At 63.2% G+C, this 25,529-nt stretch carries 27 protein-coding genes; 7 read left to right on the top strand and 20 right to left on the bottom strand.

Annotated elements, in window-relative coordinates; translation table 11 throughout:
- Positions 1 to 74 precede the first annotated feature (74 nt).
- Genes ACSVIK_RS10395 through bacA form a run of 3 tightly spaced genes read right to left on the bottom strand, consistent with a single transcriptional unit; the run spans position 75 to position 2,096 of the window.
- Entirely contained in the window at positions 75 to 716 is a 642-nt protein-coding gene (locus ACSVIK_RS10395) for a hypothetical protein (RefSeq protein ID WP_442444259.1), read from the bottom strand.
- 49 nt (positions 717 to 765) lie between these two features.
- The gene (locus ACSVIK_RS10390) at positions 766 to 1,461 is read right to left on the bottom strand and encodes a PspA/IM30 family protein (RefSeq protein ID WP_442444258.1); all 696 of its coding nucleotides are present in this window, start codon (positions 1,459 to 1,461) and stop codon (positions 766 to 768) included.
- A gap of 14 nt (positions 1,462 to 1,475) precedes the next feature.
- Entirely contained in the window at positions 1,476 to 2,096 is a 621-nt protein-coding gene (bacA, locus tag ACSVIK_RS10385; RefSeq protein ID WP_442444257.1) for a biofilm formation regulator BacA, read from the bottom strand.
- Between the two features lie 283 nt (positions 2,097 to 2,379).
- On the opposite strand from bacA, the gene ACSVIK_RS10380 reads away from it, so the two are divergent.
- Positions 2,380 to 2,631, top strand: coding sequence for a hypothetical protein (locus tag ACSVIK_RS10380; RefSeq protein ID WP_442444256.1), 252 nt, complete (start codon positions 2,380 to 2,382; stop codon positions 2,629 to 2,631).
- A gap of 58 nt (positions 2,632 to 2,689) precedes the next feature.
- Here ACSVIK_RS10380 and thrC read toward each other — a convergent pair whose 3' ends face one another.
- From thrC to xerD, 4 genes are all read right to left on the bottom strand, one after another.
- The gene (gene thrC, locus ACSVIK_RS10375) at positions 2,690 to 4,099 is read right to left on the bottom strand and encodes a threonine synthase (protein ID WP_442444255.1); all 1,410 of its coding nucleotides are present in this window, start codon (positions 4,097 to 4,099) and stop codon (positions 2,690 to 2,692) included.
- A gap of 100 nt (positions 4,100 to 4,199) precedes the next feature.
- Positions 4,200 to 5,504 (bottom strand): homoserine dehydrogenase, encoded by a 1,305-nt coding sequence (locus ACSVIK_RS10370; protein ID WP_442444254.1) that lies wholly within the window; start codon positions 5,502 to 5,504, stop codon positions 4,200 to 4,202.
- Between the two features lie 248 nt (positions 5,505 to 5,752).
- Complete coding sequence (gene dsbC / locus ACSVIK_RS10365) at positions 5,753 to 6,478, bottom strand: bifunctional protein-disulfide isomerase/oxidoreductase DsbC (protein WP_442444253.1); 726 nt, start codon at positions 6,476 to 6,478, stop codon at positions 5,753 to 5,755.
- A gap of 142 nt (positions 6,479 to 6,620) precedes the next feature.
- Positions 6,621 to 7,517: a site-specific tyrosine recombinase XerD gene (xerD, locus tag ACSVIK_RS10360; protein ID WP_268178695.1), complete on the bottom strand. Its 897-nt coding sequence runs from the start codon at positions 7,515 to 7,517 to the stop codon at positions 6,621 to 6,623.
- A 63-nt stretch (positions 7,518 to 7,580) separates the two neighbouring features.
- Here xerD and ACSVIK_RS10355 point away from each other — a divergent pair, with 63 nt between their 5' ends.
- Both ACSVIK_RS10355 and ACSVIK_RS10350 read left to right on the top strand, forming a co-directional pair.
- A complete protein-coding gene (locus tag ACSVIK_RS10355) occupies positions 7,581 to 9,425 on the top strand; it encodes a cation:proton antiporter (protein ID WP_442444252.1) in 1,845 nt (614 codons plus the stop codon).
- 91 nt (positions 9,426 to 9,516) lie between these two features.
- Positions 9,517 to 10,197, top strand: a complete 681-nt coding sequence (locus tag ACSVIK_RS10350) for a hypothetical protein (RefSeq protein ID WP_442444251.1) — start codon at positions 9,517 to 9,519, stop codon at positions 10,195 to 10,197.
- Between the two features lie 66 nt (positions 10,198 to 10,263).
- On the opposite strand, the gene rplS is transcribed toward ACSVIK_RS10350, so the two are convergent.
- The 5 genes from rplS to ffh all read right to left on the bottom strand — a co-directional run bounded on the left by rplS (position 10,264) and on the right by ffh (position 13,766).
- On the bottom strand, positions 10,264 to 10,614 hold the full coding sequence (gene rplS, locus ACSVIK_RS10345) for a 50S ribosomal protein L19 (RefSeq protein ID WP_003246155.1): 351 nt from the start codon (positions 10,612 to 10,614) through the stop codon (positions 10,264 to 10,266).
- A gap of 42 nt (positions 10,615 to 10,656) precedes the next feature.
- Positions 10,657 to 11,400, bottom strand: a complete 744-nt coding sequence (trmD, locus tag ACSVIK_RS10340; protein WP_268178699.1) for a tRNA (guanosine(37)-N1)-methyltransferase TrmD — start codon at positions 11,398 to 11,400, stop codon at positions 10,657 to 10,659.
- Between the two features lie 5 nt (positions 11,401 to 11,405).
- Positions 11,406 to 11,942, bottom strand: coding sequence for a ribosome maturation factor RimM (rimM, locus tag ACSVIK_RS10335; RefSeq protein WP_442444250.1), 537 nt, complete (start codon positions 11,940 to 11,942; stop codon positions 11,406 to 11,408).
- Between the two features lie 8 nt (positions 11,943 to 11,950).
- On the bottom strand, positions 11,951 to 12,202 hold the full coding sequence (rpsP, locus tag ACSVIK_RS10330) for a 30S ribosomal protein S16 (RefSeq protein ID WP_009403592.1): 252 nt from the start codon (positions 12,200 to 12,202) through the stop codon (positions 11,951 to 11,953).
- A 184-nt stretch (positions 12,203 to 12,386) separates the two neighbouring features.
- On the bottom strand, positions 12,387 to 13,766 hold the full coding sequence (ffh, locus tag ACSVIK_RS10325) for a signal recognition particle protein (protein WP_442444249.1): 1,380 nt from the start codon (positions 13,764 to 13,766) through the stop codon (positions 12,387 to 12,389).
- A 160-nt stretch (positions 13,767 to 13,926) separates the two neighbouring features.
- Here ffh and ACSVIK_RS10320 point away from each other — a divergent pair, with 160 nt between their 5' ends.
- Entirely contained in the window at positions 13,927 to 14,727 is an 801-nt protein-coding gene (locus tag ACSVIK_RS10320; RefSeq protein WP_442444248.1) for a cytochrome C assembly family protein, read from the top strand.
- Between the two features lie 10 nt (positions 14,728 to 14,737).
- Positions 14,738 to 16,024, top strand: a complete 1,287-nt coding sequence (locus ACSVIK_RS10315) for an HlyC/CorC family transporter (RefSeq protein ID WP_442444247.1) — start codon at positions 14,738 to 14,740, stop codon at positions 16,022 to 16,024.
- On the opposite strand, the gene ACSVIK_RS10310 is transcribed toward ACSVIK_RS10315, so the two are convergent.
- Genes ACSVIK_RS10310 through ACSVIK_RS10290 form a run of 5 tightly spaced genes read right to left on the bottom strand, consistent with a single transcriptional unit; the run spans position 15,996 to position 19,259 of the window.
- Complete coding sequence (locus ACSVIK_RS10310; protein WP_442444246.1) at positions 15,996 to 16,730, bottom strand: SGNH/GDSL hydrolase family protein; 735 nt, start codon at positions 16,728 to 16,730, stop codon at positions 15,996 to 15,998. The genes ACSVIK_RS10315 and ACSVIK_RS10310 overlap by 29 nt on opposite strands.
- On the bottom strand, positions 16,727 to 17,908 hold the full coding sequence (purT, locus tag ACSVIK_RS10305) for a formate-dependent phosphoribosylglycinamide formyltransferase (RefSeq protein ID WP_442444245.1): 1,182 nt from the start codon (positions 17,906 to 17,908) through the stop codon (positions 16,727 to 16,729). The genes ACSVIK_RS10310 and purT overlap by 4 nt, the downstream gene beginning before the upstream one ends.
- A gap of 21 nt (positions 17,909 to 17,929) precedes the next feature.
- Entirely contained in the window at positions 17,930 to 18,124 is a 195-nt protein-coding gene (locus tag ACSVIK_RS10300; protein ID WP_442444244.1) for a DUF1289 domain-containing protein, read from the bottom strand.
- The gene (locus ACSVIK_RS10295; RefSeq protein WP_442444243.1) at positions 18,117 to 18,641 is read right to left on the bottom strand and encodes a gamma carbonic anhydrase family protein; all 525 of its coding nucleotides are present in this window, start codon (positions 18,639 to 18,641) and stop codon (positions 18,117 to 18,119) included. The genes ACSVIK_RS10300 and ACSVIK_RS10295 overlap by 8 nt, the downstream gene beginning before the upstream one ends.
- A gap of 12 nt (positions 18,642 to 18,653) precedes the next feature.
- Entirely contained in the window at positions 18,654 to 19,259 is a 606-nt protein-coding gene (locus tag ACSVIK_RS10290) for a CoA pyrophosphatase (RefSeq protein WP_442444242.1), read from the bottom strand.
- A 293-nt stretch (positions 19,260 to 19,552) separates the two neighbouring features.
- Here ACSVIK_RS10290 and ACSVIK_RS10285 point away from each other — a divergent pair, with 293 nt between their 5' ends.
- Both ACSVIK_RS10285 and ACSVIK_RS10280 read left to right on the top strand, forming a co-directional pair.
- On the top strand, positions 19,553 to 20,107 hold the full coding sequence (locus ACSVIK_RS10285) for an NUDIX hydrolase (RefSeq protein ID WP_442444241.1): 555 nt from the start codon (positions 19,553 to 19,555) through the stop codon (positions 20,105 to 20,107).
- An 18-nt stretch (positions 20,108 to 20,125) separates the two neighbouring features.
- The gene (locus ACSVIK_RS10280; RefSeq protein ID WP_442444240.1) at positions 20,126 to 20,629 is read left to right on the top strand and encodes a L,D-transpeptidase family protein; all 504 of its coding nucleotides are present in this window, start codon (positions 20,126 to 20,128) and stop codon (positions 20,627 to 20,629) included.
- A 45-nt stretch (positions 20,630 to 20,674) separates the two neighbouring features.
- On the opposite strand, the gene ACSVIK_RS10275 is transcribed toward ACSVIK_RS10280, so the two are convergent.
- From ACSVIK_RS10275 to purL, 3 genes are all read right to left on the bottom strand, one after another.
- Complete coding sequence (locus ACSVIK_RS10275; RefSeq protein ID WP_442444239.1) at positions 20,675 to 20,992, bottom strand: NGG1p interacting factor NIF3; 318 nt, start codon at positions 20,990 to 20,992, stop codon at positions 20,675 to 20,677.
- A 141-nt stretch (positions 20,993 to 21,133) separates the two neighbouring features.
- Positions 21,134 to 21,310, bottom strand: coding sequence for a CDGSH iron-sulfur domain-containing protein (locus tag ACSVIK_RS10270; RefSeq protein ID WP_442444263.1), 177 nt, complete (start codon positions 21,308 to 21,310; stop codon positions 21,134 to 21,136).
- A gap of 278 nt (positions 21,311 to 21,588) precedes the next feature.
- Positions 21,589 to 25,485 carry a phosphoribosylformylglycinamidine synthase gene (purL, locus tag ACSVIK_RS10265; protein ID WP_442444238.1) on the bottom strand — a complete coding sequence of 1,299 codons (3,897 nt, stop codon included), beginning with the start codon at positions 25,483 to 25,485 and terminating at the stop codon, positions 21,589 to 21,591.
- Between the last annotated feature and the right edge of the window lie 44 nt (positions 25,486 to 25,529).

Here is a 25,529-nt window from a genome sequence, read left to right as displayed (position 1 = left end):
CAACACGTAAACTGCGCTTTTTCGGCTGTTTTTGCCTTGCACTGGCTGCCTCGCCTACGTTTTTCAACGGCCTGCTAGACGCCGCGAAACTCTTCTTCACTGATGACCCGATAGGCATGCTCGGGAGCCAGGTATTCCAGCAGCACCACGCGGTCGCCGCGCTTGAAGCCCAGCGCCTCGTCGGCGCGCACGCGCAGGATCAACCCGGCGCCACCGTCTTCCAGCACCGCCTCGCCATGGCTGGCGGTGACGCGACCACTGCGCACCACTGCCACCTGGCCCAGCACCGACTTGCTGGTGATCGCCTCGACCTTCTTGAACAACGGCCTCAGTGGCCGGCAGATCGCCGCACACAACGGCGCGGCAACGACCAGGGCGCCGGCGATGACCACCAGCCCCAGCGGGTAGCGCAGGATGCCCAGTGGCAGATGGCGCAGCAGCCACAGCTCGATGAAATAGCAGATGAACCAGGCGAAGAAGAACAGCAGCGTCAGCACCAGGGTGACCGGCACGCCGTCGAGCTTGAACTTGTACAGCAGGCCGGCGAGGCCCTCGGTTTGGCCGCTGCCTTCCATCACCGAATCGGCCTCGATGTCGAGCAGGTCGACTTCGAGCAGGCCGGCGGCGACCACCAGCCAATAGATGACCGCCACGCACAGCAGGAAGCTGTAGATGGCAGTGGGGAATGACAGCGAAGTCTGCAGGAAGAGTTCCATTTTTTCCTTTCCCGAATCAGGGAAACGGGGCACGAACGCCCCCTGTCTTTCAAGCCTTGGACTTGTCCTTCAGGCGCGCCAGCACGCTGTCGGCGCTGGCGTTGTCGGCCTTGATACCAGCGGCGCGCAGCTTGGCTTCCAGCGAATCGTCCGGCGCGCTGGTGGCGGCCAGTTCAGCCGAAGCCTCCATCTTCGCCGCGCGCTCGGCCTGCTGCTGCTTGATGCGTTCGAGCGACTCGACCGCCGTCTGCAGCTTGGCCTGGGAGCCACCGTAGCGCTGGGCCACGGCCATCTGCGCCTTCTGCACGCTTTCGGTGGCCTTGACCGTATCCACCTGTTGCTTGAGACGTTTGATATTGCCCTCAGCCTGGCTCACGGCCTTGCGCAGTTGCGCCACGCTGGCAGCGAAACCTTCGGCCTGCTCACGCTCGCTGGCCTGCTCGACCTCCAGGTTGGCGATCTTCTCGGCCACTTCCTTGGCCAGGGTTTCGTTGCCGGCTTCCAGGGCCTTGAGCGCGTACTGCTCGTACTCGGCGATGCTTGCCGCACTCTTGGTCACCTTGTCGCTGGCCAGCTTGTGCTTGGCCATGATCTCGGCCAGGGCTTCCTTGGACTTGCGCAGCTCGACATCGGCGTCGCGGATTTCCTGGTCGAGGATGCGCAGGGCCTGGCTGTCGACCACCGCCTCACCCATCTCGTTGGCGCCGCCACGCAGCGCGGTCAGCAATTTGCTCCAGACGTTCATCGTCCTATCTCCTCTCAGGCGCCAGACTTGAGGAAGCCTTCGTAGGCTTCGGTGGCCTTGATCACGTTATCCGCCAGCAGCTCGATCTCGAACACCACGTCGGACAGGCTCGAAGCCGAGCTCAGCGCGCCGAACATGGTGTAGCAGTCGCGCCCGTCGGCCATTTTTTCCAGGCCGATGGACGACAGCGGGAACAGTTTGTGGGTGCGCAGCACTTCTTCGTTGAAAGCGGCGGCATCTTTCACGTCCGTAGCAGGCCAAAGCAGCGCCTCGACGATGATCTGCTCGCCGAACACGGCGACGAACAGCGGCAGGTCACCGTATTCGCGCATGCTGATATGCAGGCTGGCGTCGGCGCCGTCGATCAGCTCGATGCCAGCCTGGCCGCTCTGGAACAGTTCCGTTGCCGCCAGGGCTTCGTACAGACCCTTGGCAGTCCAAACCTGAGGCATGTTCATACCCTCCTCCTTCTCCATCGAAGCCAGCAGCGACTGTGGCTGGCGCAGTTTGCGCTCGAACGCGAGCAACAGCGGCGCGTGCTCGGGCAAGATCCAGACTTCCTTCTTCACCAACCCCTGCTCACGCAGACGCTGACGGTAAAGACGCTGGTAATGAGCGGATGATTTGCTGTCCATGAAACGCAGCCTAGCCCCTTACATGTAAAACGTAAAGCCATTACATGTGATAAATGTGACATCGTTCGTCAGACGCGCGCGCAGGCATCCGCCGCCGCCTCGAGCGGGCGGTACGAAGGTGGACAGGCAAGAAAAAAGAGAATCGCGATAGGATCATCCATGTCCAACACCAGTGCTTCCCTACAGAGGAGGTCGCATTAAAGCGCAAAGCTGCCGACCGCGCACAGGCAAAAGCGCCAACCAGGTCGCAGAACCAGCCCATCATCCGAACAGGCGTCATGCCATGCAGGAACTACCAGCAGACGTGCGTCAGCTATTGCACGCCGACCGGCGCCAAGCCGCCCTCAACTTGCTACGCGATGCTCATGGACTCTCAGCGGACGAAGCCGAACAGCGGGTCGACCAGTACCTGGAAGACAATCCTCCGCTGCGCCCGCGCGGCGTCGCCATCATCCGCGCCAACCGCCTCAATGCGCTGATCTGGCTGATCCTGATCATACTGATGGCGCTGCTGGCACTGATCTTCAGCCTCTGAGCAGCGTACAAACGAAACCGGCGCCACAAGGGCGCCGGTTTCATCGCAACGGAAAACCTCAGAGCGGCTTGCCGCGATTGCCGTGAGCGGCAACGAACTGCTGCACGGTCTTCAGATCGTTGGCCAACACGGTGCAACGCTCCTCGCGCTGGAACAGATCGGCCAGGTGCGCAGGCAGCGCCGGAACGGCGTCGATGCCGGCCTTCTCCACCGCTTCGGGGAACTTGACCGGGTGCGCGGTACCCAGCACCACCATGGGCGTGGCCAGGCTGCGACGGCACTCACGCGCAGCGCGCACACCGATGGCAGTGTGCGGGTCGAGCAGCTCGCCGCACTCCTGGTACACCTCGGTGATGGTTTCGCAGGTCTGCTCGTCATTCACTGCCAGCGAATCGAACAGCTTGCGCGCCTCGGTCCAGCGATCTTCCTCGACACTGAAACCACCGCCCTGCTTGAAGCTGTCCATCAACCCGGCAATGGCCGCGCCGTTACGGCCGTGCAGATCGAACAGCAGACGCTCGAAGTTGGACGAGACCATGATGTCCATGGACGGCGACAGGGTCGGGTGCAGGGTTTCCTTCACATACTGATTGCCGCTCATGAAGCGGTGCAGGATATCGTTGCGGTTGGTGGCGACGATCAGTTGGCTGACCGGCAGGCCCATGTTGCGCGCCAGGTAGCCGGCGAAGATGTCGCCGAAGTTGCCGGTCGGCACCGAGAAGGCGATGGAGCGCGCCGGCCCGCCGAGCTGCAGCGCAGCGTGGAAGTAGTAGACGATCTGGGCCATGATCCTCGCCCAGTTGATCGAGTTGACCGCCACCAGACGGGTGCCCTTGAGGAAGCCCTGATCGGCAAAGCTGGCCTTGACCATCTCCTGGCAGTCGTCGAAGTTGCCTTCGATGGCGATGTTGTGGATGTTCTCGCCGAGAATGGTGGTCATCTGCCGGCGCTGCACTTCGGACACACGGTTGTGCGGGTGCATGATGAAGATGTCGACGTTGTCGCAGGCCTTGCAGCCTTCGATGGCTGCCGAACCTGTGTCGCCGGAGGTGGCGCCCATGATCACCACGCGCTCGCCGCGCTTGGCCAGCACGTGATCGAGCAGGCGGCCGAGCAGTTGCAGGGCGAAGTCCTTGAACGCCAAGGTCGGGCCGTGGAACAGCTCCATGACCCACTCGTTGCCGTTCAGTTGGCGCAGCGGCGCCACGGCGTTGTGAGCGAACACGCCGTAGGTTTCTTCGAGGATCTTCTTGAAATCGGCATCTGCGATGGAGCCAGCAACGAACGGACGCATCACCCGGAAGGCCAGTTCGTGATAAGGCAGCCCAGTCCAGGAAGCGATTTCCTCGACGGTGAAACGCGGCAGGTTCTCCGGCACGTAGAGACCACCATCGCTGGCCAGGCCAGCCAACAGCACATCTTCGAAATTCAAGGCCGGCGCCTGGCCGCGGGTACTGATATAGCGCATGACTTTCAAACCTTCGGTTCGAGCCGCAAGCTACAAGCTACAAGCCACAAGAGAAGCAGCGCTCCGCTTGCAGCTTGAGGCTTGGGGCTTGCAGCTACTGTTAATTGAGCTGCTCGACGCGCAGGCGCATGACCGGCGAGGTGACGCCATCCAGCGCTTCCATGGCGGCAATGGCCTCGATGATACGCGCCTCGACCACGCGATGGGTCACCAGGATCATCGGCACCAGGCCATCCTGCTCCTCGACTTCCTTCTGCATGATCGACTCGATGTTGATGCCACGCTCGGAGAGGATGCTCGCCACCTGAGCCAGCACGCCCGGGTGATCCTTGGCCTGGATGCGCAGATAGTAGGCGCTCTCGCACGCCTCGATCGGCAGAATCGGGTGATCGGACAGCGAATCCGGCTGGAAGGCCAGATGCGGCACGCGGTTGTGCGGGTCGGTGGTCAGCGCACGCACCACGTCCACCAGATCGGCCACCACCGCCGAAGCGGTCGGCTCCATGCCGGCGCCTGCACCGTAATACAGGGTGCTGCCAACGGCATCGCCATTGACCATCACCGCGTTCATCACGCCGTTGACATTGGCGATCAGACGGTCGGCAGGGATCAGCGTCGGGTGCACGCGCAGTTCGATGCCCGCTTCGGTGCGGCGAGCCACACCCAGGTGCTTGATGCGATAGCCCAGCGCCTCGGCGTAGTTCACGTCAGCCGTGGTCAGCTTGGTGATGCCTTCGGTGTAGGCCTTGTCGAACTGCAGCGGGATACCGAAGGCGATGGACGCCAGGATGGTCAGCTTGTGCGCGGCATCGATGCCTTCGACGTCGAAGGTCGGATCGGCCTCGGCATAACCCAGCGCCTGCGCTTCCTTGAGCACGTCGTCGAAGGCACGACCCTTCTCGCGCATCTCGGTGAGGATGAAGTTGCCGGTGCCGTTGATGATGCCGGCCAGCCAGTTGATGCGGTTGGCCGCCAGGCCTTCGCGAATCGCCTTGATCACCGGGATGCCACCGGCCACGGCGGCCTCGAAGGCGACGATCACGCCCTTCTCGCGCGCCTTGGCGAAGATCTCGTTGCCGTGCACGGCGATCAGCGCCTTGTTGGCGGTGACCACATGCTTGCCGTTGTCGATGGCCTTGAGCACCAGTTCCTTGGCCAGGGTATAGCCGCCGATCAGCTCGATGACGATGTCGATCTCGGGGTTGTTGACCAGCTCGAACACATCGCTGGTCATGGCAATGCCGGTGGTATCGTACTGCGGCTTGGGCGAACGAATGGCGATCTGGGCAATCTCGATGCCGCGACCGGCGCGCCGAGTAATCTCCTCGGCATTGCGCTTGAGTACATTCAACGTACCGCCACCGACGGTGCCCAACCCACAGATGCCCACTTTCACCGGCTTCACACTCAATTCCCCATCAGCACTGCACGAAACGGCCGGAGCATGCTCCGGCCGCAGATAAAGAGCCGCACATTACGAAGCGGCTGTTTGTTAGTCAATCCACGACTCAAAGAACCTGTTCAAGAGCTCGCGAGCTAGAGCTATGCAAGGCAAAAGCAGGGGAGGACGCGCAGTTTACGAGCTGTAAATGAGCAGTCCGAGCCTGCTTTTAACGCAGCAGAGCCGACGCGCAGCAGGTCGTGGATAGGTTCTTAGTTCGACTCCAAGGCAATCTTGGCGAGCTGCGGCGCCGGCTGGTAGCCCGGAATCATCTTGCCGTTGGCCAGCACGATGGCCGGCGTGCCGTTGACACCGATCAGATGCCCCAGCTCGTACTGCTTGGCCACCGGATTGTCACAGGTTGCCTCCGGCACACCCTGGCGGGTCTTGGCCTCGTTCATCGCTGCCCGGCGATCCTTGCTGCACCAGACGCTCTCCAGCTCGCGCGCCGCCGAACTGTTCATGCCCTGGCGCGGGAAGGCCACATAGCGAACCTCCACCCCCAGCCGATTGAGCTCAGGCACCTCACTGTGCAGCTTCTGGCAGTAGCCACATTCGGTATCGGTGAACACCGTGATATGGGTCTTCGTCTCCTTCGCCGGGAAGACCACCATCTCGCTGGTCGGAATCGCATTGATCTGCTTGGCAACCGCCCGACTTTCCTCGACCTCGGTCAGGTTGACGGCCTTGCCGTCCTTGACCTGGAACAGATAGCCCTGGATCAGGAACTGCCCGTCGGCACTGGTATAGAGCTGGCGACCGCCCTTGAGCTGCACCTGATAGATACCCGACATCGGGCTCTCGGCGATGGCCTCGATCGGCAGGTCGGCGTCCAGCGACTTCAGGCTCTGACGAATGGCCTGATCCGGATCGGCGGCCAGGCTGATGCTGCTACCCAGTGCCAGAGCCAGGGCGACGGAAAGACGAATCGGGGACATGAATACTCCTGTCGAGCGACGAGCGGCGAAATCGGCACAGCCTACCACATAAGCAACACAGGGCAGCGAGGCGCTGCGCCAGCGGTGTGAACGGGCAGACAGATCGCTCTCTTCGAGTCCGCCGCGCGTGGGATGTTCCCGCTCACCCCCTGGGATGGTGCTGGGCATGCAACTCCTGCAAGCGGGCGCGGGCGATATGGGTATAGATCTGCGTGGTGGACAGGTCGCTATGACCCAGTAGCATCTGCACCACGCGCAGATCGGCGCCATGGTTGAGCAGATGTGTGGCAAAGGCATGACGCAGGGTATGCGGCGACAGGGCCTTGGCGATTCCGGCCACGCGCGCCTGGTGCTTGATGCGATGCCAGAAGGTCTGCCGGGTCATCTGCTCGCCACGCAGGCTGGGAAACAGCACATCGCTGGGCTTGCCGCCGAGCAGCAAGGGTCGCGCCTCACGACTGTAGCGTTCGATCCAGGCGATGGCTTCCTCGCCCAATGGCACCAGACGTTCCTTGCTGCCCTTGCCGAATACCCGCAGCACGCCCTGGCGCAGATTGACCTGCTCGAGGGTCAATCCCACCAGCTCGCTGACGCGCAAACCACAGGCATAGAGCACTTCGAGCATGGCGCGGTCACGCAGGCCGATGGGATCATCCAGATCCGGCGCCTGCAGCAGCGCCTCGACATCCGCTTCGGATAGCGACTTGGGCAGCGGTTTGCCGATCTGCGGCAACTCCACCTGCAAGGTGGGATCCTCGGCGATCAGCGCCTCGCGCAGAAGAAAGCGGTAGAAGCCGCGCACCCCGGAGAGGAAGCGCGCCGTGGAACGCGCCTGATAGCCCTGCTCCAGACGCCAGGCCAGGTGATCGAGAATGGCATCGCGCCCCGCATGCTGCAGAGCCAGGCCGCGCCCATCGAGCCAGGCATGGAAATGCTCCAGATCACTGCGATAGGCCGCCTGGGTATGGGCAGACAGCCCCTTTTCCAGCCACAACGCTTCGAGAAAGCGTTCGATCAGAGGATCGGGTAATGTTGACATCGCAGACTCATGAACCAGTGAGTCATCTAGTTTTCCACAGCCCGAGCGCGATAGGGAGATCCGATGAGTGAAACACAGATCCTGCTGAGCCTGGGCGGTATCGGCCTGCTGGCATTGGCCAGCCAGTGGCTGGCCTGGCGCATCCGCCTGCCGGCGATTCTCTTCCTGCTGTTCGGTGGCATCCTGGCCGGCCCATTGCTCGGCCTGCTCGACCCGCAGGAGCTGTTCGGCCCGCTGCTGTTTCCCTTCATTTCCCTGGCCGTGGCGCTGATCCTGTTCGAGGGCAGCCTGACCCTGCACCTATCGGAATGGCGCGAGATCGGCAAGGTGGTGCAGCGCCTGGTCACGTTGGGCGCCTTGTTGACCTGGGCGGTGATCAGTGTGACCAGTCACTATCTGCTGGGCTTCTCCTGGGATCTGGCGCTGCTGTTCGGCACCCTCACCCTGGTTACCGGACCGACGGTGATCGCACCGATGCTGCGCGTGGTACGTCCCACCTCCGCCGTAGCCAACATCCTGCGCTGGGAGGGCATCGTCATCGACCCCATCGGCGCCCTGCTGGCGGTGGTCACCTTCGCCTTCATCGTCAGCTATGCAGAAGGCAATGCCTGGAGCGAGAGCCTGAGCACCTTCGCCGCGGTGATCGCCTGTGGCAGCCTGCTCGGCGCAGCCGCCGGCTGGGCCTTCGGTATCGTCCTGCGGCGCCGCTGGCTGCCCGAATACCTGCATACATTCACCGCTCTGACCGTCGTGATCGGCGTATTCATCGCCGCCAACCTGATCGAACACGAGTCGGGGCTACTGGCCGTCACGGTGATGGGCATGTGGCTGGCCAACATGCGCGGCGTGGATATCCGCCCGATCCTGCATTTCAAGGAAAACCTCAGCGTCCTGCTGATCTCCGGCCTGTTCATCATCCTCGCCGCACGCCTGGATCTGCACGCCCTACTGGCGCTCGGCCCGGTGACCCTGATCCTGCTGGCGGTGATCCAGTTCGTCGCCCGCCCGCTGAATATCCTCGTCTGCACCCTCGGCTCCAGCCTGAACTGGCGCGAACGCGCCCTACTGGCCTGGATCGCCCCGCGCGGCATCGTCGCCGCCGCCGTCTCGGCCATCTTCGCCCTGCGCCTGGAGCAACAGGGCAACCCCCAGGCCCAGTTGCTGGTGCCGCTGACCTTCATGGTGATCATCGGTACCGTGGTCATCCAGAGCGCCACCGCGCGCCCACTGGCGCGCCTGCTGAAAGCGACCGAGCCTTCACCGAGCGGCTTTCTGATCATCGGCGCCAACCCGGTGGCGCGCGCCCTGGGCAAGGCCATCCAGAGCCTCGGCAACCAGGTGCTGCTGACCGACTCGAGCTGGGAGAACATCCGCGCAGCACGCATGGCCGGGCTGCCCACCTACTTCGGCAATCCAACCTCGCAGCACGCCGAAGCGCACCTGGATCTGGTCGGCCTGGGCCACCTGCTGGCGCTGTCGCCCTCAGCGGAACTCAACGCCCTGGCCTGCATGCACTTTCGTCATGATTTTCCCGGTAACCGCCGCTTCACCCTGCCCACGGGCGCGGACGGCAAGCGCAGCGACAAGCATCGCAGCAGCGACGAGGTACGCGGCCTGCCGCTGGGCAGCCAGGCCTCGAGCTACCCACGCTTCGCCAGCCAACTGGCGCGTGGCGACGAAGTGCGTAGCACCACCCTGACGCAGACCTTCGACTGGGACGCCTATCAGGCGCTGCACGGCAAACGTGCGACGCTGATCCTGGCCCGTGATCCGAGCGGCTGGTTGCATGTGGCCACCAGCCCCCTGGACTTCACTCCGGGTATCGGCTGGACACTGACGGCACTGATCGAAACAGAAGAAACACCCAGAGCCTCACCCGAACAGGAAGAACCTGGAGTCACAGCATGAAACACAGGGCAGCCTATCTTTGGTTGGGTGACGGATAGGCATACCAAGCGCATGATTCCAACACGCCATCACCTCGCCCGGTAGCCTAGCCATGTCCAATCACACCCAATCTCGTCTGGGTCAGATCCTCATCAACAAGGGCCTGATCACCTCCAAACAACTGGATGCCGCCATCCAGGTGCAACTGGTCAGCCGCAAACGCCTGGGTGAAGTCCTGGTCGAGCAAGGCTTGCTGACCGAGAAACAACTGGCCAAGGCGCTGAAGAAGCAGACCAACCTGCGCCTCACCGCCACCCTGGTCGCTGCCCTGCTCAGCCCCTTCCAGATGGCCAGCGCGGACATCCAGCGCATGCAACCGAGCAGCAGCATCAGCCGTCAGGAACTGCCGCGCGGCATGCAGAGCCTCAGCGACAGCGAAATGAGCGACGTCAGCGCCCAGGGCCTGGACAACGCCCTGCAAGGCCTGCTGCTGCAAGCCGAGAGCGGCGATGGCATCGGCACCGTCAAGCAGCTGGCCAAGCTGGTCATGCCGGCACTGGAAAGCCTGGAAGCGGAAAACAGCATGAGCGACGTGCATTACGACACCAGCAAGCTGCGCTCGACCATGAACGCCGATGGCTCGATCAACGTCAATCTGCCCAGTTCCATCGGTGAGATGCGCTTCGACAACATCCGCGTCAAAGGCGCCCCGCAGAATCAGAGCTTCGGCAGCCTGCAACTGAACGACATCGACCTGTCGCAGGCCAGCCTGAAGATCAGCCTGCGCCCCTGAAACAGAGGCGCAATAACGAAAAAAGCAGCCCGAGGGCTGCTTTTTTTTCGTGAGAAGCGTCCGAACTTAGGACAGCTTTTCCTTGATGCGCGCGGCTTTGCCGGACAGGTCGCGCAGGTAGTACAGCTTGGCTTTGCGCACGTCACCGCGACGCTTGACGCTCAGGCTGTCGACCAGCGGCGAGTAGGTCTGGAAGGTACGCTCGACGCCAACACCGCTGGAGATCTTGCGCACGGTGAAAGCGCTGTTCAGGCCGCGGTTACGCTTGGCGATGACAACGCCTTCGAAAGCCTGCAGACGCTGACGGTCGCCTTCCTTCACTTTCACTTGCACGACAACGGTGTCGCCCGGGGCGAAAGTCGGGATTTCTTTGTTCATCTGCTCGGCTTCGAGCATCTGGATAATCTTGTTGGTCATGCTGCGCTCCTAAGACAAGCCTCCCGGCCTGCCATCGATACGTTAACTATCGTCCCGCTGGCGGATGTATTCCTCCAGCAGCTTCTTCTCTTCTCCAGAAAGCGAGCGGCTATCCAGAAGATCAGCGCGGCGTTCCCAGGTCCGACCAAGGGACTGCTGCAAACGCCAGCGCCGGATGTGTTCGTGGTTGCCACTAAGCAACACCTCGGGAACACGTTTATCCGCATACACCTCCGGGCGGGTGTAGTGCGGGCAGTCGAGCAGGCCATCCGTAAAGGAGTCCTCCTCGGCCGAATCGGCATGACCCAATGCACCAGGCAAAAGGCGCGTTACCGCGTCGATCAGCACCATGGCCGGCAGCTCACCGCCGGACAGGACGTAGTCGCCAATCGACCATTCCTCATCCACATGCGCTTCGATGAAGCGCTCGTCGATTCCTTCGTAGCGACCGGCAATCAGGATCAGAGCCTGCTCCTGCGCCAGTTCGCGCACCGCAGCCTGGTTGAGCTGGCGGCCTTGCGGCGAAAGGTAAATCACCTTCGCCGTCTCCCCTGCAGCCTGCCTGGCACTGGCCAGAGCGTCTTCCAGAGGCTTGATCTTCATCACCATGCCGGGGCCGCCGCCGAAAGGGCGATCATCCACCGTATGATGTCGATCCGTCGTGTAGTCTCGCGGGTTCCAGCAATTGAGCTGGAGCAGTTCCTGCTTCACCGCGCGACTGGTGATACCGTACTCGCCGATGGCGGCAAACATTTCCGGGAACAGGGTGATGACTTCTACGCGCATGAGCCTTAGAAATCCGCATCCCAGTCGACCCGCATCTCGCCGGCTGCCAGATCCACCACCAGCACGCATTGCTCCGTATAGGGCAACAGACGCTCGCGATCATCCAGGCTGCCCGCGCAGGGCTTGACCACCATCACATCATTGGCACCGGTCTCGAACAGATGGTCGACCACACCGAGCAACTGCTCCGCCTGATCGATGACCTTCAGCCCTTGCAACTGGTACCAGTAGAACTCGCCATCTTCCAGCTCTGGCAGCTCGCTACGCGGCACGCAGATCTCGAAATCGGCGTAGGTACGCGCAATCTCGCGATCATCCAGACCTTTCAACTTGGCCACCAGTACCTTGCCTTGCAGGCGGCCACTGGCCAGTTCCACTTGTTTCACCTCACCTGTACGCCTGAGCGTCCAGCGCGGGTAATCGAGCACGTTATCGATGGGATCGGTAAAGGAATAGACCTTCACTTCTCCCCTGACGCCGTGCACCGAAACAATCTTGCCGAGAACGATCAAATCCTCGGCGACGGCCGGCGTCGTACTCATGAGCGTGCTTAGGCAGCAGCCTTGGCAGCTTCCTTGAGCAGCTGAGCAACGCGCTCAGACGGCTGGGCACCCTGGCTCAGCCAGTAGGTAGCGCGCTCTTGATTGACGGACAGCTTGACTTCAGCACCCGAGGCGATCGGATTGAAGAAACCGATACGCTCTACGAAGCGACCGTCGCGCGCATTGCGGCTGTTGGTCACGGTCAGGTGGTAGAAGGGGCGCTTTTTGGAGCCGCCACGAGCGAGACGAATAGTTACCATGAGAACATCGTTCCTGTTGTCGGTGCTAACTTGAGGCACACATCAAAAATGGGCCTAGGCCCGAAAGGCCGCATATTCTATGAGCAAAAGCGGCAAGCTTCAAGCCACAAGCTACAAGTAAAAGCAGATTTCCAGACTGCGGCTCTTTCTTGCGGCTTGCAGCTTGTCGCTTACGGCTGTTTTCCTAGAACTTCGGCATCCCACCACCACCGGGCAGCATGCCGCCCATGCCGCGCATCATCTTGGCCATGCCACCTTTGGCGGTGAATTTCTTCATCATCTTCTGCATCTGCTTGTGCTGCTTGATCAAGCGCCCGATGTCCTGCACCTGGGTGCCGGAGCCCATCGCGATGCGGCGCTTGCGCGAGCCGCTGATGATCTCCGGGTCACGGCGCTCGGCCGGGGTCATGGAGTTGATGATCGCCTCCATCTGCTTGAATTGCTTCTCGGCCGCGCCCTGGGCGTTGCCCATCTGCGACAGGTTGACGCCACCGATGGACGGCAGCTTGTCCATCAGGCCGCCGAGACCACCCATGCTCTTCATCTGCTGCAGTTGATCGCGGAAGTCTTCGAGGTCGAAGCCCTTGCCCTTCTTCAGCTTCTTGGTGAGCTTCTCCGCCTTTTCGCGATCGAGGGTCTGCTCGGCCTGTTCGATCAGGCTGAGCACGTCACCCATGCCGAGGATGCGCGAAGCGATACGATCCGGATGGAAGGGCTCCAGAGCATCGCTCTTCTCGCCCATACCGATGAACTTGATCGGCTTGCCGGTGATGTGCCGCACCGACAGCGCAGCACCGCCACGGGCGTCACCGTCGACCTTGGTCAGCACCACGCCGGTCAGCGGCAGCGCCTCACCGAAGGCCCTGGCTGTGTTGGCGGCATCCTGACCGGTCATGGCGTCGACCACGAACAGGGTCTCGACCGGCTTGACCGCCGCATGCAGCGCCTGGATCTCGGCCATCATCTCGGCATCCACGGCCAGACGACCGGCGGTGTCGAGAATGACCACGTCGATGAACTTCAGCTTGGCTTCGCGGATCGCCGCATTGGCGATGTCCACCGGCTTCTGGCTGGCATCGGAGGGGAAGAAGGTAACGCCCAGGTCGCCGGCCAGGGTTTCCAGCTGCTTGATCGCCGCCGGGCGATAGACGTCGGCGGAGACCAGCAGCACCGACTTCTTCTTGCGCTCCTTGAGGAACTTGGCCAGCTTGCCGGCGGTGGTGGTCTTGCCCGCACCTTGCAAGCCGGCCATCAGCACCACGGCAGGCGGCGCGGCATTCAGCGCCAGATCCTCGTTGGCCGCGCCCATCAGCTCTTCCAGCTCGGCACGGACGATCTTCACGAAGGCCTGGCCCGGGGTCAGGCTCTTGGACACCTCGGTGCCAACGGCACGCTCCTTGACCTTGCCGACGAAGTCCTTGACCACCGGCAAGGCCACGTCGGCCTCGAGCAAGGCCATGCGCACTTCGCGCAGGGTGTCCTTGATGTTGTCTTCGGTCAGCTTGGCCTTGCCGGTGACGCTACGCAGCGTCTGGGAAAGGCGGTCGGTGAGATTCTCGAACATGCACGTTCCTTACGAATGGGGTGCGACCCGGCAACCCGGGCGTGCGACAGGCGGCCGATTATAGCCAAGTCGCTGCTTCATCGACACCGCCGGCGGTCTTTCGTGCAGGCAGCCTTCTGTGCCACACTCAGCGCCTTTCGGGCTCGCCCTACACGGATCTATGCACCCTCTGTTGCCCAGTCTCGCCGCCGCCCTCCTCTATGCTGGCGCCGCCATTTACCAAGGTCTGCGCCTGACCCAGCGCAGCGTCCCCGACAAACGCCTGCTGGCGCTGCTCGGCGTGGCTGCCCTGTGCTTTCACGGAGCGAGCCTGTTCTACCAGTTGTTTGACGTGCACGGCCTGAACCTGGACTTCTTCAATGCCGCCAGCCTCATCGCCTGCGCGGTGATCGCCCTGATCCTCCTGGCCTGCCTGCGTATTCCGGTGGAAAACCTGCTGTTGCTGCTGTTCCCTCTCGGCACCCTGACGGTACTGGCGGCAGAATTCATGCCCAGCGGCACCATCGATCCGATCGACGAGCACCCCGGCATCCTCGCCCATATCCTGCTGTCGATCCTGGCCTATGGGCTGCTCACCATCGCCGTGTTCCAGTCGATCCTGTTGCTGCTGCAAGATCATCAGCTCAAGCACAAGCACCCCTCTGGACTGATCAAGAACTTCCCACCGCTGCAGACCATGGAGAGCCTGCTGTTCGGCTTCCTCTTTGCCGGTTGGCTGCTGCTGTCGTTGTCGCTGCTGTCCGGGGCCCTGTATATCGATGATCTGTTCGCCCAGCACCTGGCGCACAAGACCATCCTGTCCTGCTTCGCCTGGGCGGTGTTCGCCGTGCTGCTGTGGGGCCGCCACCAACTGGGCTGGCGCGGGCACAAGGCCATTCGCTGGACGCTGGCCGGCTTCTGCCTGCTGATGCTGGCCTATTTCGGCAGCAAGCTGGTGCGCGAATTCATCCTGCACATCTGAGAATGCCGTCATGGACGCCCCTCATTCGAGCCAACTGCTCGGCCTGCTGATCTTCCTGATCCTCTGCTCGGCCTTCTTCTCCAGCTCCGAGACCGGCATGCTCAGCATCAACCGCTATCGGCTCAAGCATCTGAGCAAGGAAGGGCACAAAGGCGCCAAGCGAGTTTCACGCCTGCTCGACCGCCCGGATCGCATGCTCGGCACCATCCTGGTCGGCAATAACGTGGTGAATATTCTGGCCGCCTCCATCGCCACGGTGCTGGCCGTGGAAATCTGGGGCGAGACCGGTATCGCCATCGCCACGGCCGGGCTGACCATCGTCGTGCTGATCTTCGGTGAAATCACCCCCAAGACTCTGGCCGCGCTGCGCCCCGAGCTGGTGGCGTTCCCCGCCAGTCGCGTGCTCAGCCTACTGCAGAGCCTGCTCTATCCGGTGGTGTGGCTGACCAGCGCCATCAGCAACCTGCTGCTGCGCCTGGTCGGGGTGGATCCGTCGCAGCGTGCCAGCGACAGCCTGTCCACCGAGGAGCTGCGCAGCGTGGTGCGCGAGTCCGGCCCACAGATGTCGGCCAACCGACAGAGCATGCTGCTGAGCATTCTCGACCTGGAACGGGTCACGGTGGACGACATCATGATCCCGCGCAACGAGGTGGTCGGCATCGATCTCGAGGACGATCTGGAAAGCATCATCGAGCAGCTACGCACCACCCATCACACCCGTCTGCCGGTGTATCGCAGCGACATCAACCAGATCGAGGGCGTGGTGCACATGCGCCAGATCGCCCGCCTGCTCAGCCACGACCAGTTGAGCAAGGAATCCCTGCTGGCGGCCTGCAACGAGCCTTATTTCATCCCCGAGAACACTCCGCTGGCGACCCAACTGATCAACTTCCAGAAGGAAAAGCGCCGCATCGGCATCGTCGTCGACGAATACGGCGAAGTCATCGGCATCGTCACCCTGGAAGACATCCTCGAAGAAATCGTCGGCGACTTCAGCAATCAGGACAGCCTGCGCAGCCCCGACATCCACCCGCAGGACGACGGCACCCAGGTCATCGATGGCGCCGCCTACATCCGCGAAGTGAACAAGGCGCTCGGCTGGCACCTGCCCAGCGACGGCCCCAAGACCCTCAACGGCCTGATCACCGAGGCTCTGGAGAGCATTCCCGACAGCGCCGTGTGCCTGAAGATCGGCCCCTACCGCCTGGAAATCCTCCAGGCCGCGGAAAACCGGGTGAAGAGCGTGCGCGTCTGGCAGGCGGAAAAGCTCAGGCCGCAGACGCCAGAAGCGGACTGACACGCAGCGCCAGCCCCTCGCCCCAGCACTGATAGCCCAGCGCCGAAGGATGGTAGCCATCCTCGGCCAGGTAGTGCGCCTCGAACGGCAGGTCCAGCGCGCAATGCAGCGCCCCTAGCTCCTGCGCCACCCGCTGCAGCTCCTGATCGAGCAAGCGCGCCCTCCAGCCCATCAGTTGCCGCAACAGCCAGGGCAAGGCGCTGAAGTGCTGCAGCGGCGGCACGGCGCTGAAAGCCACGCGGCAGCCCCGCACGCTCAACGCACGGGCCATCCCGGCCAGCGCTTGCACCCAGTCTTTGCTCGTCGTGAGGTGAGTGGTGTCGTTGACGCCGAATACCAGCAGCGCCAGATCGGCCGGTTCGCTCAGCGCCTGCAGCAACAGACGCTCATGAGCCTGAACCGCGGTGATGCCGTTCTCGCCCCAGGCACGCCAGCGCACGGGGCGCCCCAGGTGCTCGGCGAGGGCAGCCGCCAGGCGGGCGGCCAGGGATTGCTCGAAATGACTGACCCCGACGCCTGCCACGGTCGATTCACCGATCAGCAGCAGACGCAAGGGCTCACCCGGCAGGTGCGCGGCAGCGACGCCATTCGGCTCGCCCTGGGCAACCGGCAGGCGCAGCGCCGTGCGCCGGGTGTACAAGGCCAGAGGCAGCGCCAAGGGCAGCAGCGGCACCGCCGCCAGCCACCACAGCGCCTGCCGGCTCACAGCTGGACGCGAACTGCCCGCGCGCTGCGCAGCGCTTTCTCGCGCGCGGCTTCGATGGACTCGTCACGCGCCAGCGCCACGCCCATACGGCGCTGGCCCTTGACCTCGGGCTTGCCGAACAGACGCAAGGCAGTATCCGGCTCACGCAGGGCCTCGCCGAGGTTGGCGAAACTGGCCTGCTGCGAATTGCCCTCCACCAGGATTACCGCCGACGCCGACGGGCCCATCTGGCGAATCACCGGAATCGGCAGGCCGAGGATGGCACGGGCATGCAGGGCGAATTCGGACAGCTCCTGAGAGATCAGCGTGACCAGGCCGGTATCGTGCGGACGCGGCGATACCTCGCTGAACCACACCTGATCGCCCTTGACGAACAGCTCGACACCGAACAGGCCACGGCCGCCCAGGGCCTCGGTCACCGCCAGGGCAACGCGCTCGGACTCGGCCAGCGCCTTCGCGCTCATCGGCTGCGGCTGCCAGGACTCCTGATAGTCACCATTCTCCTGACGATGGCCGATGGGCGCGCAGAAGCTGGTGCCACCGGCATGACGCACGGTGAGCAGGGTGATTTCGTAATCGAAGTCGATGAAGCCTTCGACTATCACTCGGCCCTTGCCGGCGCGGCCGCCTTCCTGGGCATAGTCCCAGGACTTCTGCAGGTCGGCGTCGCTTTTCAGCACGCTCTGGCCCTTGCCGGAAGAACTCATGATCGGTTTGACCACGCAGGGGTAACCGACGGACTTCACCGCCGCCACGTAGTCGTCGAAGTTGTCGGAGAAGTGGTAGGGCGAAGTGGGCAGGCCCAGCTCCTCGGCCGCCAGACGGCGGATGCCCTCACGGTTCATGGTCAGTTGTGCGGCGCGCGCAGTGGGCACCACATTGAAACCTTCGGCCTCCAGCTCGACCAGAGTGGCAGTGGCGATGGCCTCGATCTCCGGCACGATGTAATGCGGTTGCTCCCGCTCGATCACGGCACGCAGAGCCGCACCGTCGAGCATGTCGATGACGTGGCTGCGATGGGCCACCTGCATGGCCGGCGCATTGGCATAGCGATCCACGCCGATGACTTCGCAGCCCAGACGCTGCAGCTCGATCACCACTTCCTTGCCAAGCTCACCGCAGCCACACAGCAGTACACGGGTTGCGGAAGAAGACAGGGGGGTTCCAATACGGGGCATGAGTGTTCCTCGAACAGTGAATCAGGAAGTCATCAAAAGGCCAGCAGCGCGGGCGCGCTCCTGGCAATGTTGCAGCACCACGCGGCGCTCGGCGTTGTCCATGCGACCCCAGCGGGTGATTTCATCCGCCGTGCGCTGGCAGCCGATGCAGATATCCTGCTCGTCCAGCGCACATACGTTCACACAAGGCGAACGCACGGGTCTCTCGTCACTCATCGTCCGGCACCAGGTCGCGGGCAAAGCGCTGCGCATTATGAACGTAATGGGCGGCGCTGACCTCCAGCATCTTCTTCTGCTGCTCGGTCAGCTCACGCACCACCTTGCCGGGGCAGCCCATCACCAGGCTGCCATCGGGAATCACCTTGCCCTCGGGAATCAGGCTGTTGGCGCCGATGATGCAGTGCTTACCGATCTTTACGCCGTTGAGGATCACCGCATTGATGCCGATAAGGCTGTAATCGTCCACCGTGCAGCCATGCATCGTGACGTTGTGGCCGACGGTCACGCCTTTGCCCAGGGTCAGCGGAAACCCCATGTCGGTGTGCATGACGCTGCCGTCCTGCACATTGCTGTTCTCGCCAATATGGATCAGCTCGACGTCGCCACGCAGCACGGCACCGAACCAGACGCTGGCACCGGCCTCCAGGCGCACCCTGCCGATCACTTCGGCGCTCGGCGCGATCCAGCTCTCGGGATGGGCCTCGACACGGAAATTTCCCAGGCGATATTTCATGGTGATCGTTCCTCAGCGCAGATGAATGAAATGTTCGGGCGGCTGGTGCAGGGAAATCTGTGCGTCGTCGAAAAGCAGGTTGACCAGCTCCACCACCATGATCGCGGTCAGACCCCAGATGCGGTACTCGTCGTAGGTATAGGACGGCACGTACCAGCTCTGCCCGAGATAATCGATGCGATGGGTGACCTCGCGCGGGTCGCTGCGGAAGAACTCCAGCGGCACGGAAAACACCGCGGCGATCTCGGCGTCGTTGGCCTTGTATTCGACGTAATCGGGCACCAGCCCGACATAGGGCGTGACCCGGATACCATGACGCGAAACCAGCGGGCTGAGCGGCCCGAGCACTTCCACCAGGCCGGGTGGCAGACCGATCTCCTCCTCACTTTCGCGCAGCGCGGTATGGATCAGGTCGACGTCCTCGGGATCTCGCCGTCCCCCGGGGAACGCCACTTCGCCACCGTGGGTAGACAAACCACTGGCGCGCAGCGTCAGTACCAGCTCGGGTTCATCGCTGCGAGTGATCGGAACCAGCACCGCCGCCTCGGGGAAGCTGCGCTCGGTCTCCAGAAGGCGCGGGCTGTAGCCGCGCAGGCGATGGAGCAAGTCGTCCAGCATGGGCATACTCGGAATCTTGTTTTGCCAGGCATCATGGCATGAAAGCAGGCGCTCGCCCAACCCCGAGAGCAGGGCGAGCCGGCCTCAATCGGGTGCCTCGAAAAACGTAGGCGAGGCAGTCAGCGCAAGGCAAAAATAGGCGAAAAAGCGCAGTTTACGCATTGTAAATGAGCATTTTGAGCCTGTTTTTAACGCAGCGATGACAACGTAGGTAGTTTTTAGAGGTGCCCGATAGCGGGGCTTGCCGGCCACCACACAGGCCGCCAAGATAGCGCCTGGAAAGAGGACAACGCATGAAATTCTGTAGCCAGTGCGGCAATCCCGTCACCCACATGATCCCGGCCGGAGACAATCGCCTGCGCCATGTCTGCGGCCACTGCAGCACCGTACACTACGAGAACCCGCGCATCGTCGCCGGCTGCCTGCCGGTATGGGGCGAGCAGGTGCTGCTGTGCCGCCGCGCCATCGAGCCCCGTCGTGGCTACTGGACGCTACCGGCCGGCTTCATGGAGAACGGCGAGACCATCGAGCAGGCCGCCGCCCGCGAAACACTGGAAGAAGCCTGCGCACGGGTGCGCGCCCTCAACCTCTACACCCTGTTCGACCTGCCGCATATCAGCCAGGTGTACATGCTGTTCCGTGCCGAGCTGGTGGATCTGGACTTCGCCGCCGGCGAAGAAAGCCTGGAGGTGCGCCTGTTCGACGAAAGCGAGATCCCCTGGTCAGAGCTGGCTTTCCCCACCATAGGCCGTACCTTAGAATGCTTCTTCGCCGACCGGCGACAGAACGTCTTTCCGGTGCGCAACGAGCCGCTGGCGCCGCTGCGTGCCCACTCCACACCCCGTTGACCTTTGCGGATACCTTCGATGCGTTGGCTGCTCACCCTGCTTTGCCTGACCCTCAGCCTCAACACCCTGGCCAGCAGCCCCGTCGTCGACGGCAGCCGCACGGTCGACAAGGTGCTGGTGATGAAATCCGAGCGCAAGCTCTACCTGCAGCAACGCGGCGAGACCATCAAGAGCTACCGCATCTCCCTGGGCAAGCAGCCCAGCGGCGCCAAGCAGCGCGAAGGCGACCTGCGCACCCCGGAAGGCTTTTACTGGATCGACTGGCGCAAGCCCAGCGACAAGTACCAACTGTCGCTGCACATCTCCTACCCCAACGCACGCGACCTGGCCAAGGCCAAGCAAGCCGGCGTGCGTCCAGGCAGCATGATCATGATTCACGGCACGCCACTGGACGAGGAATATCCGGAATGGTTCTTCCACACCCTGGACTGGACCGAAGGCTGCATCGCCATGAAGAACGACGACATGCGCGAGGTGTGGAGCCTGGTCAGGGATGGCACGCTGATCGAGATCAGACCCTGAGATCAAAGGGCGACATCGCGCCGTTGTCGCCTCTTGCAGATCGACTCAGAACTGCAGGTCGGACAAACGCCAGACATCGAAGGCGGGCGTCTCGTAAGGGTGGCTCTTCTTCAGGGCCTTGACCGCATCGTGGATCAGCTCGTCGGCGACGACAAGCTCCACCTTCCACTCCGCCACCTCCTCGATACTGCCAACCTGGCCGATGAATGGCTGACTGCCCTCCAGCGCACGGAACTGACCTCGCCCCAGAACCTGCCAGCAGCAGTGGTCATAATCACCGACACGCCCACCACCGGCGGCAAATACCGCTTTTTTCACCGGCTCCAGATGGGCTTCCGGTACATAGAAACAGAGTTTGTACATCAGGCTCTCCGTAAACCACAGGGACTCTTTGACGCCAGAATGATGGCATTTTGCCTCATCCTAATACAGAGACCACCTTCAAAAAATGACGGATGCCTGTCTGCATCCTGCATATTTCGACCACGGCGGGGTCTGGCCTGTTCACTCGCCGCGGAGAAATCGCCGCCACTTGCCACGCCAACCAGGCGCCGGAGGACTATGGCTGCCGTCGCAATAAGGCAGCTCAGCGGAACGGCCGCAGCGACACAGGAGCAGGTGCTGCTCGCGCTCAGGTCGCAGGATCAGGGACTGGCAACAATGGGGTATGCAGTCCGGCATTTCGGGCGACTGACCGCAGCGGCACAGACGATGAGTCTCACCGGGTTTGACCAGGCGAACTTCGGGGAGGATGGGGCGAGCGTCTTCGGCCATGGCAGGGTAGCCCGGATGCAATCCGGGGAGTGTGGCAGGGATCATTCCCGGATTGCATCCGGGCTACGGCTATACCTGCAAAGCTCGGCGTGGATCGGAGCGCGGCCGCTTGCCCTCTCCCGCCCTTCGGGCACCCTCTCCCATAAATGGGAGAGGGTCATCAGAAGGCCGCTGCGCGGCCGCTATTAATCCACCCAAACTCGGGCGTTGCGGAACATGCGCAGCCAGCCGCCGTCTTCCTGCCACTCGTCCGGGCGCCAGGAGTTCTGCACGGCGCGGAACACGCGCTCCGGGTGCGGCATCATGATGGTGACGCGACCATCACGGCTGGTCAGGCCGGTGATCCCGCGCGGCGAACCGTTGGGGTTGGCCGGGTAGGTCTCGGTGACCTTGCCATGGTTGTCGACGAAGCGCAGCGCCACGGTGCCGGACAGATCAGCCTCGAGCAGGGCTTCCTCGCTCTCGAACTCGGCATGGCCTTCACCGTGGGCGATGGCGATGGGCATGCGCGAACCGGCCATGCCCTGCAGGAAGATCGACGCCGACTCCTGCACCTGCACCATGGCCACGCGCGCCTCGAACTGCTCCGAGCGGTTACGCACGAAGTGCGGCCAGAACTCGGTGCCAGGGATCAGCTCGTGCAGGTTGCTCATCATCTGGCAGCCGTTGCACACGCCGAGGGCGAAGCTGTCCTTGCGCTCGAAGAAGGCCTGGAAGCCTTCACGGGCACGGGCGTTGAACAGGATGGACTTGGCCCAGCCCTCACCGGCACCGAGCACGTCACCGTAGGAGAAACCACCGCAGGCCACCAGGCCCTTGAACTGCTCCAGGCTGACCCGACCGGCAAGGATGTCGCTCATGTGCACGTCGATGGCGGAGAAGCCGGCACGGTCGAAGGCTGCCGCCATTTCCACCTGACCGTTGACGCCCTGCTCACGCAGGATGGCCACTTGCGGACGCACGCCCTTCTTGATGTAAGGCGCGGCGATGTCGTGGTTGACGTCGTAGCCGAGCTTGACCGACAGACCAGGATTGTCCTCTTCCAGCAGCAGGTCGAATTCCTGATCGGCGCACTGGGCATTGTCGCGCAGGCGCTGGATGCGATAGCTGGTTTCCGCCCACTGACGTTGCAGCAGACGACGCTCGCCGGTGAACACCGCCTCACCCTGGAAGCTGACGACGATGTCGCCGTTGTTCACCGGCTGGCCGATCACCGCCACGCAGTCGTCGAGACCAGCAGCGCTGAACTGTGCCAGCACTTCAGCGGTAGCGTCCTGGCGTACCTGGATCACCGCACCGAGTTCTTCGTTGAACAGCACGGCCGGCAGCTCGCTCACGGCGTCGGCCAGGGCGTCGAGGCTCAGGGCCAGGCCACAATGACCGGCAAAGGCCATTTCCAGCACGGTGGTCAGCAGGCCACCGTCGGAGCGGTCATGGTAGGAAAGGATGTGGCCATCGGCATTCAGCCCCTGCACCACGGCGAAGAACGCCTTGAGGTCTTCCGCATCGTCGACGTCCGGCACGCTCTGGCCGATCTGCGCATGGGTCTGCGCCAGGATCGAGCCACCCAGACGATTCTGCCCACGACCGAGGTCGATGAGGATCAGGTCGGTCTCGCCCTTGTCCATGCGCAGCTCCGGGGTCAGGGTCTGACGCACGTCCTGCACCGGGGCGAAGCCGGAGATCACCAGCGACAGCGGCGAAGTCACGCTCTTCTCGCCGTCTTCGTCCTGCCAGCGGGTCTTCATCGACATGGAGTCCTTGCCCACCGGGATGGTGATACCCAGCGCCGGACAGAGCTCCATGCCCACGGCCTTGACGGTGTCATACAGACGGGCGTCTTCACCTGGGTGACCGGCAGCCGCCATCCAGTTGGCCGACAGCTTGATGTCGGAGAGTTTGTCGATGCGCGCGGCAGCCAGGTTGGTGATGGTTTCACCCACGGCCATGCGCCCGGAAGCCGGCGCATCGAGCAGCGCCAACGGGGTGCGCTCGCCCATGGCCATGGCTTCGCCGGTGTAGACGTCGAAGCTGGTGGCGGTCACGGCGCAATCGGCCACCGGCACCTGCCAGGGGCCGACCATCTGGTCGCGCGCCACCAGACCGGTGATGGTGCGGTCGCCAATGGTGATCAAAAAGCTCTTGCTGGCCACGGCTGGGTGACGCAGCACGCGCGCTACTGCGTCGTGCAGATCCACGCCAGCGGCGTCGAAGTCATCACCCTGCTCCGCTTCGCGAGTGACGCTGCGGTGCATGCGCGGCGGCTTGCCCAGCAGCACGTTGAGCGGCATGTCCACCGGGGTGTTGCTGAAATGGCTGTCGGTGACGGTCAGGTGCGGCTCGGCAGTGGCCTCGCCGACCACGGCGAAGGGGCAACGCTCACGCTCGCAGATGGCCTGGAAGCGCTCGAAGTCGGCGGCGTCCACGCTCAGCACGTAGCGCTCCTGCGACTCGTTGCACCAGATTTCGTGCGGGGCCATGCCCGGTTCGTCGTTGGGCACGTTGCGCAGCTCGAAGCGACCGCCACGACCACCGTCGTTGATCAGCTCCGGCAGGGCGTTGGAGATACCGCCGGCACCGACGTCGTGGATGAACTTGATCGGGTTGGCTTCGCCCAACTGCCAGCAGCGGTCGATGACCTCCTGGCAGCGGCGCTCCATTTCCGGGTTCTCGCGCTGTACCGAGGCGAAGTCCAGATCGGCCGAGCTGGCACCGGTGGCCATCGACGACGCGGCGCCGCCGCCCAGGCCGATGAGCATGGCCGGGCCGCCGAGCACGATCAGCTTGGCGCCGACCGATATCTCGCCCTTCTGTACGTGGTTCTCACGGATGTTGCCGAGGCCGCCGGCGAGCATGATCGGCTTGTGGTAGCCGCGCACTTCTTCGCCGCGCGGGCTGTTGACCGCCTGCTCGAAGGTACGGAAATAGCCGTTGAGGGCCGGGCGACCGAACTCGTTGTTGAACGCGGCGCCGCCCAGCGGGCCTTCGATCATGATGTCCAGCGCGCTGACGATGCGCTCGGGCTTGCCGTAGGGCTTTTCCCAGGGCTGGAGGAAATCGGGGATGTTCAGGTTGGAGACGCTGAAGCCGGTCAGGCCGGCCTTGGGCTTGGCGCCACGGCCGGTGGCACCTTCGTCGCGGATCTCGCCGCCGGAGCCGGTGGAGGCGCCGGGGAACGGGGCGATGGCGGTCGGGTGGTTGTGCGTCTCCACCTTCATCAGGATATGCACCGGCTCGACGCTAGCGCCGTACTCGCGGGTATCCGGATTGGGGAAGAAACGCCCGGCAGTAAAGCCTTCGATGACCGAAGCGTTGTCCTTGTAGGCAGACAGCACGCCTTCGCTGTGCATCTGGTAGGTGTTCTTGATCATGCCGAACAGCGACTTGTCCTGGCTCTCGCCGTCAATGTCCCAGCTGGCATTGAAGATCTTGTGGCGGCAGTGCTCGGAGTTGGCCTGGGCGAACATCATCAGTTCGATGTCGTGCGGGTTGCGCCCCAGATCATTGAAGCTCTTCACCAGGTAGTCGATTTCGTCCTCGGCCAGGGCCAGGCCGAGATCCTGGTTGGCCTGCTCCAGCGCGGCGCGGCCACCGCCGAGTACGTCCACGGCGGTCAGCGGCTTGGGCTCGGCATGGCTGAACAGCGCACCAGCATCTTCCATGGCGCCCAGCACGAGCTGGGTCATGCGGTCGTGCAGCAGGCTGACGACGGCGGCGCTGTCGGCCTCGCTCAGCTCACCACTGACGTAGTAGGCGATACCGCGCTCCAGGCGCTGGATCTTGCTCAGGCCGCAGTTGCGGGCGATGTCGCTGGCCTTGCTCGACCAGGGCGAGATGGTGCCGAAACGCGGAATGGTCAGAAACAGCTTGCCGCTGGGCTCCTGTACCGGCACGCTCGGGCCGTACTTGAGCAGGCGCGCCAGCACCTGTTCTTCATCGGCAGTCAGGACGCCGGTGACATCGGCGAAGTGTGCGAACTCGGCGTACAGCCCGGTCACGGCCGGCACCTTGCTGGTCAGTTGCTCGAGCAATTTGCCATGGCGGAAAGCGGAAAGAGCGGGAGCGCCGCGCAGAATCAACATCGTCGGGACAGCCTCTGGAGAAGGGGGTGTGCTTAGAGGCCGTG

The sequence above is a fragment of the Pseudomonas sp. NCHU5216 genome (assembly GCF_052156495.1).
Lineage (GTDB): Bacteria > Pseudomonadota > Gammaproteobacteria > Pseudomonadales > Pseudomonadaceae > Aquipseudomonas.
Note: the sequence above shows the minus strand (reverse complement) of the source record. Positions and strands in the feature narration are given on the sequence as shown.

Bases quoted from the DNA above. Each gene is read 5' to 3' on its own strand.
- ACSVIK_RS10355 (WP_442444252.1), top strand. From the start codon at position 7,581: ATGAGTGAAACACAGATCCTGCTGAGCCTGGGCGGTATCGGCCTGCTG.
- ACSVIK_RS10275 (WP_442444239.1), bottom strand. From the start codon at position 20,992: ATGTACAAACTCTGTTTCTATGTACCGGAAGCCCATCTGGAGCCGGTG.
- ACSVIK_RS10320 (WP_442444248.1), top strand. From the start codon at position 13,927: ATGCACCCTCTGTTGCCCAGTCTCGCCGCCGCCCTCCTCTATGCTGGC.
- thrC (WP_442444255.1), bottom strand. From the start codon at position 4,099: ATGCGCTATATCAGTACCCGCGGCCAGGCGCCGGCCTTGAATTTCGAA.
- ACSVIK_RS10380 (WP_442444256.1), top strand. From the start codon at position 2,380: ATGCAGGAACTACCAGCAGACGTGCGTCAGCTATTGCACGCCGACCGG.
- ACSVIK_RS10300 (WP_442444244.1), bottom strand. From the start codon at position 18,124: ATGAGTGACGAGAGACCCGTGCGTTCGCCTTGTGTGAACGTATGTGCG.
- ACSVIK_RS10290 (WP_442444242.1), bottom strand. From the start codon at position 19,259: ATGCTGGACGACTTGCTCCATCGCCTGCGCGGCTACAGCCCGCGCCTT.
- xerD (WP_268178695.1), bottom strand. From the start codon at position 7,517: ATGTCAACATTACCCGATCCTCTGATCGAACGCTTTCTCGAAGCGTTG.
- ACSVIK_RS10390 (WP_442444258.1), bottom strand. From the start codon at position 1,461: ATGAACGTCTGGAGCAAATTGCTGACCGCGCTGCGTGGCGGCGCCAAC.
- dsbC (WP_442444253.1), bottom strand. From the start codon at position 6,478: ATGTCCCCGATTCGTCTTTCCGTCGCCCTGGCTCTGGCACTGGGTAGC.
- ACSVIK_RS10295 (WP_442444243.1), bottom strand. From the start codon at position 18,641: ATGAAATATCGCCTGGGAAATTTCCGTGTCGAGGCCCATCCCGAGAGC.
- bacA (WP_442444257.1), bottom strand. From the start codon at position 2,096: ATGGACAGCAAATCATCCGCTCATTACCAGCGTCTTTACCGTCAGCGT.
- ffh (WP_442444249.1), bottom strand. From the start codon at position 13,766: ATGTTCGAGAATCTCACCGACCGCCTTTCCCAGACGCTGCGTAGCGTC.
- purT (WP_442444245.1), bottom strand. From the start codon at position 17,908: ATGCCCCGTATTGGAACCCCCCTGTCTTCTTCCGCAACCCGTGTACTG.
- purL (WP_442444238.1), bottom strand. From the start codon at position 25,485: ATGTTGATTCTGCGCGGCGCTCCCGCTCTTTCCGCTTTCCGCCATGGC.
- rplS (WP_003246155.1), bottom strand. From the start codon at position 10,614: ATGACCAACAAGATTATCCAGATGCTCGAAGCCGAGCAGATGAACAAA.
- ACSVIK_RS10285 (WP_442444241.1), top strand. From the start codon at position 19,553: ATGAAATTCTGTAGCCAGTGCGGCAATCCCGTCACCCACATGATCCCG.
- rimM (WP_442444250.1), bottom strand. From the start codon at position 11,942: ATGAGTACGACGCCGGCCGTCGCCGAGGATTTGATCGTTCTCGGCAAG.
- rpsP (WP_009403592.1), bottom strand. From the start codon at position 12,202: ATGGTAACTATTCGTCTCGCTCGTGGCGGCTCCAAAAAGCGCCCCTTC.
- ACSVIK_RS10395 (WP_442444259.1), bottom strand. From the start codon at position 716: ATGGAACTCTTCCTGCAGACTTCGCTGTCATTCCCCACTGCCATCTAC.
- ACSVIK_RS10315 (WP_442444247.1), top strand. From the start codon at position 14,738: ATGGACGCCCCTCATTCGAGCCAACTGCTCGGCCTGCTGATCTTCCTG.
- ACSVIK_RS10350 (WP_442444251.1), top strand. From the start codon at position 9,517: ATGTCCAATCACACCCAATCTCGTCTGGGTCAGATCCTCATCAACAAG.
- ACSVIK_RS10280 (WP_442444240.1), top strand. From the start codon at position 20,126: ATGCGTTGGCTGCTCACCCTGCTTTGCCTGACCCTCAGCCTCAACACC.
- ACSVIK_RS10270 (WP_442444263.1), bottom strand. From the start codon at position 21,310: ATGCCGGACTGCATACCCCATTGTTGCCAGTCCCTGATCCTGCGACCT.
- trmD (WP_268178699.1), bottom strand. From the start codon at position 11,400: ATGCGCGTAGAAGTCATCACCCTGTTCCCGGAAATGTTTGCCGCCATC.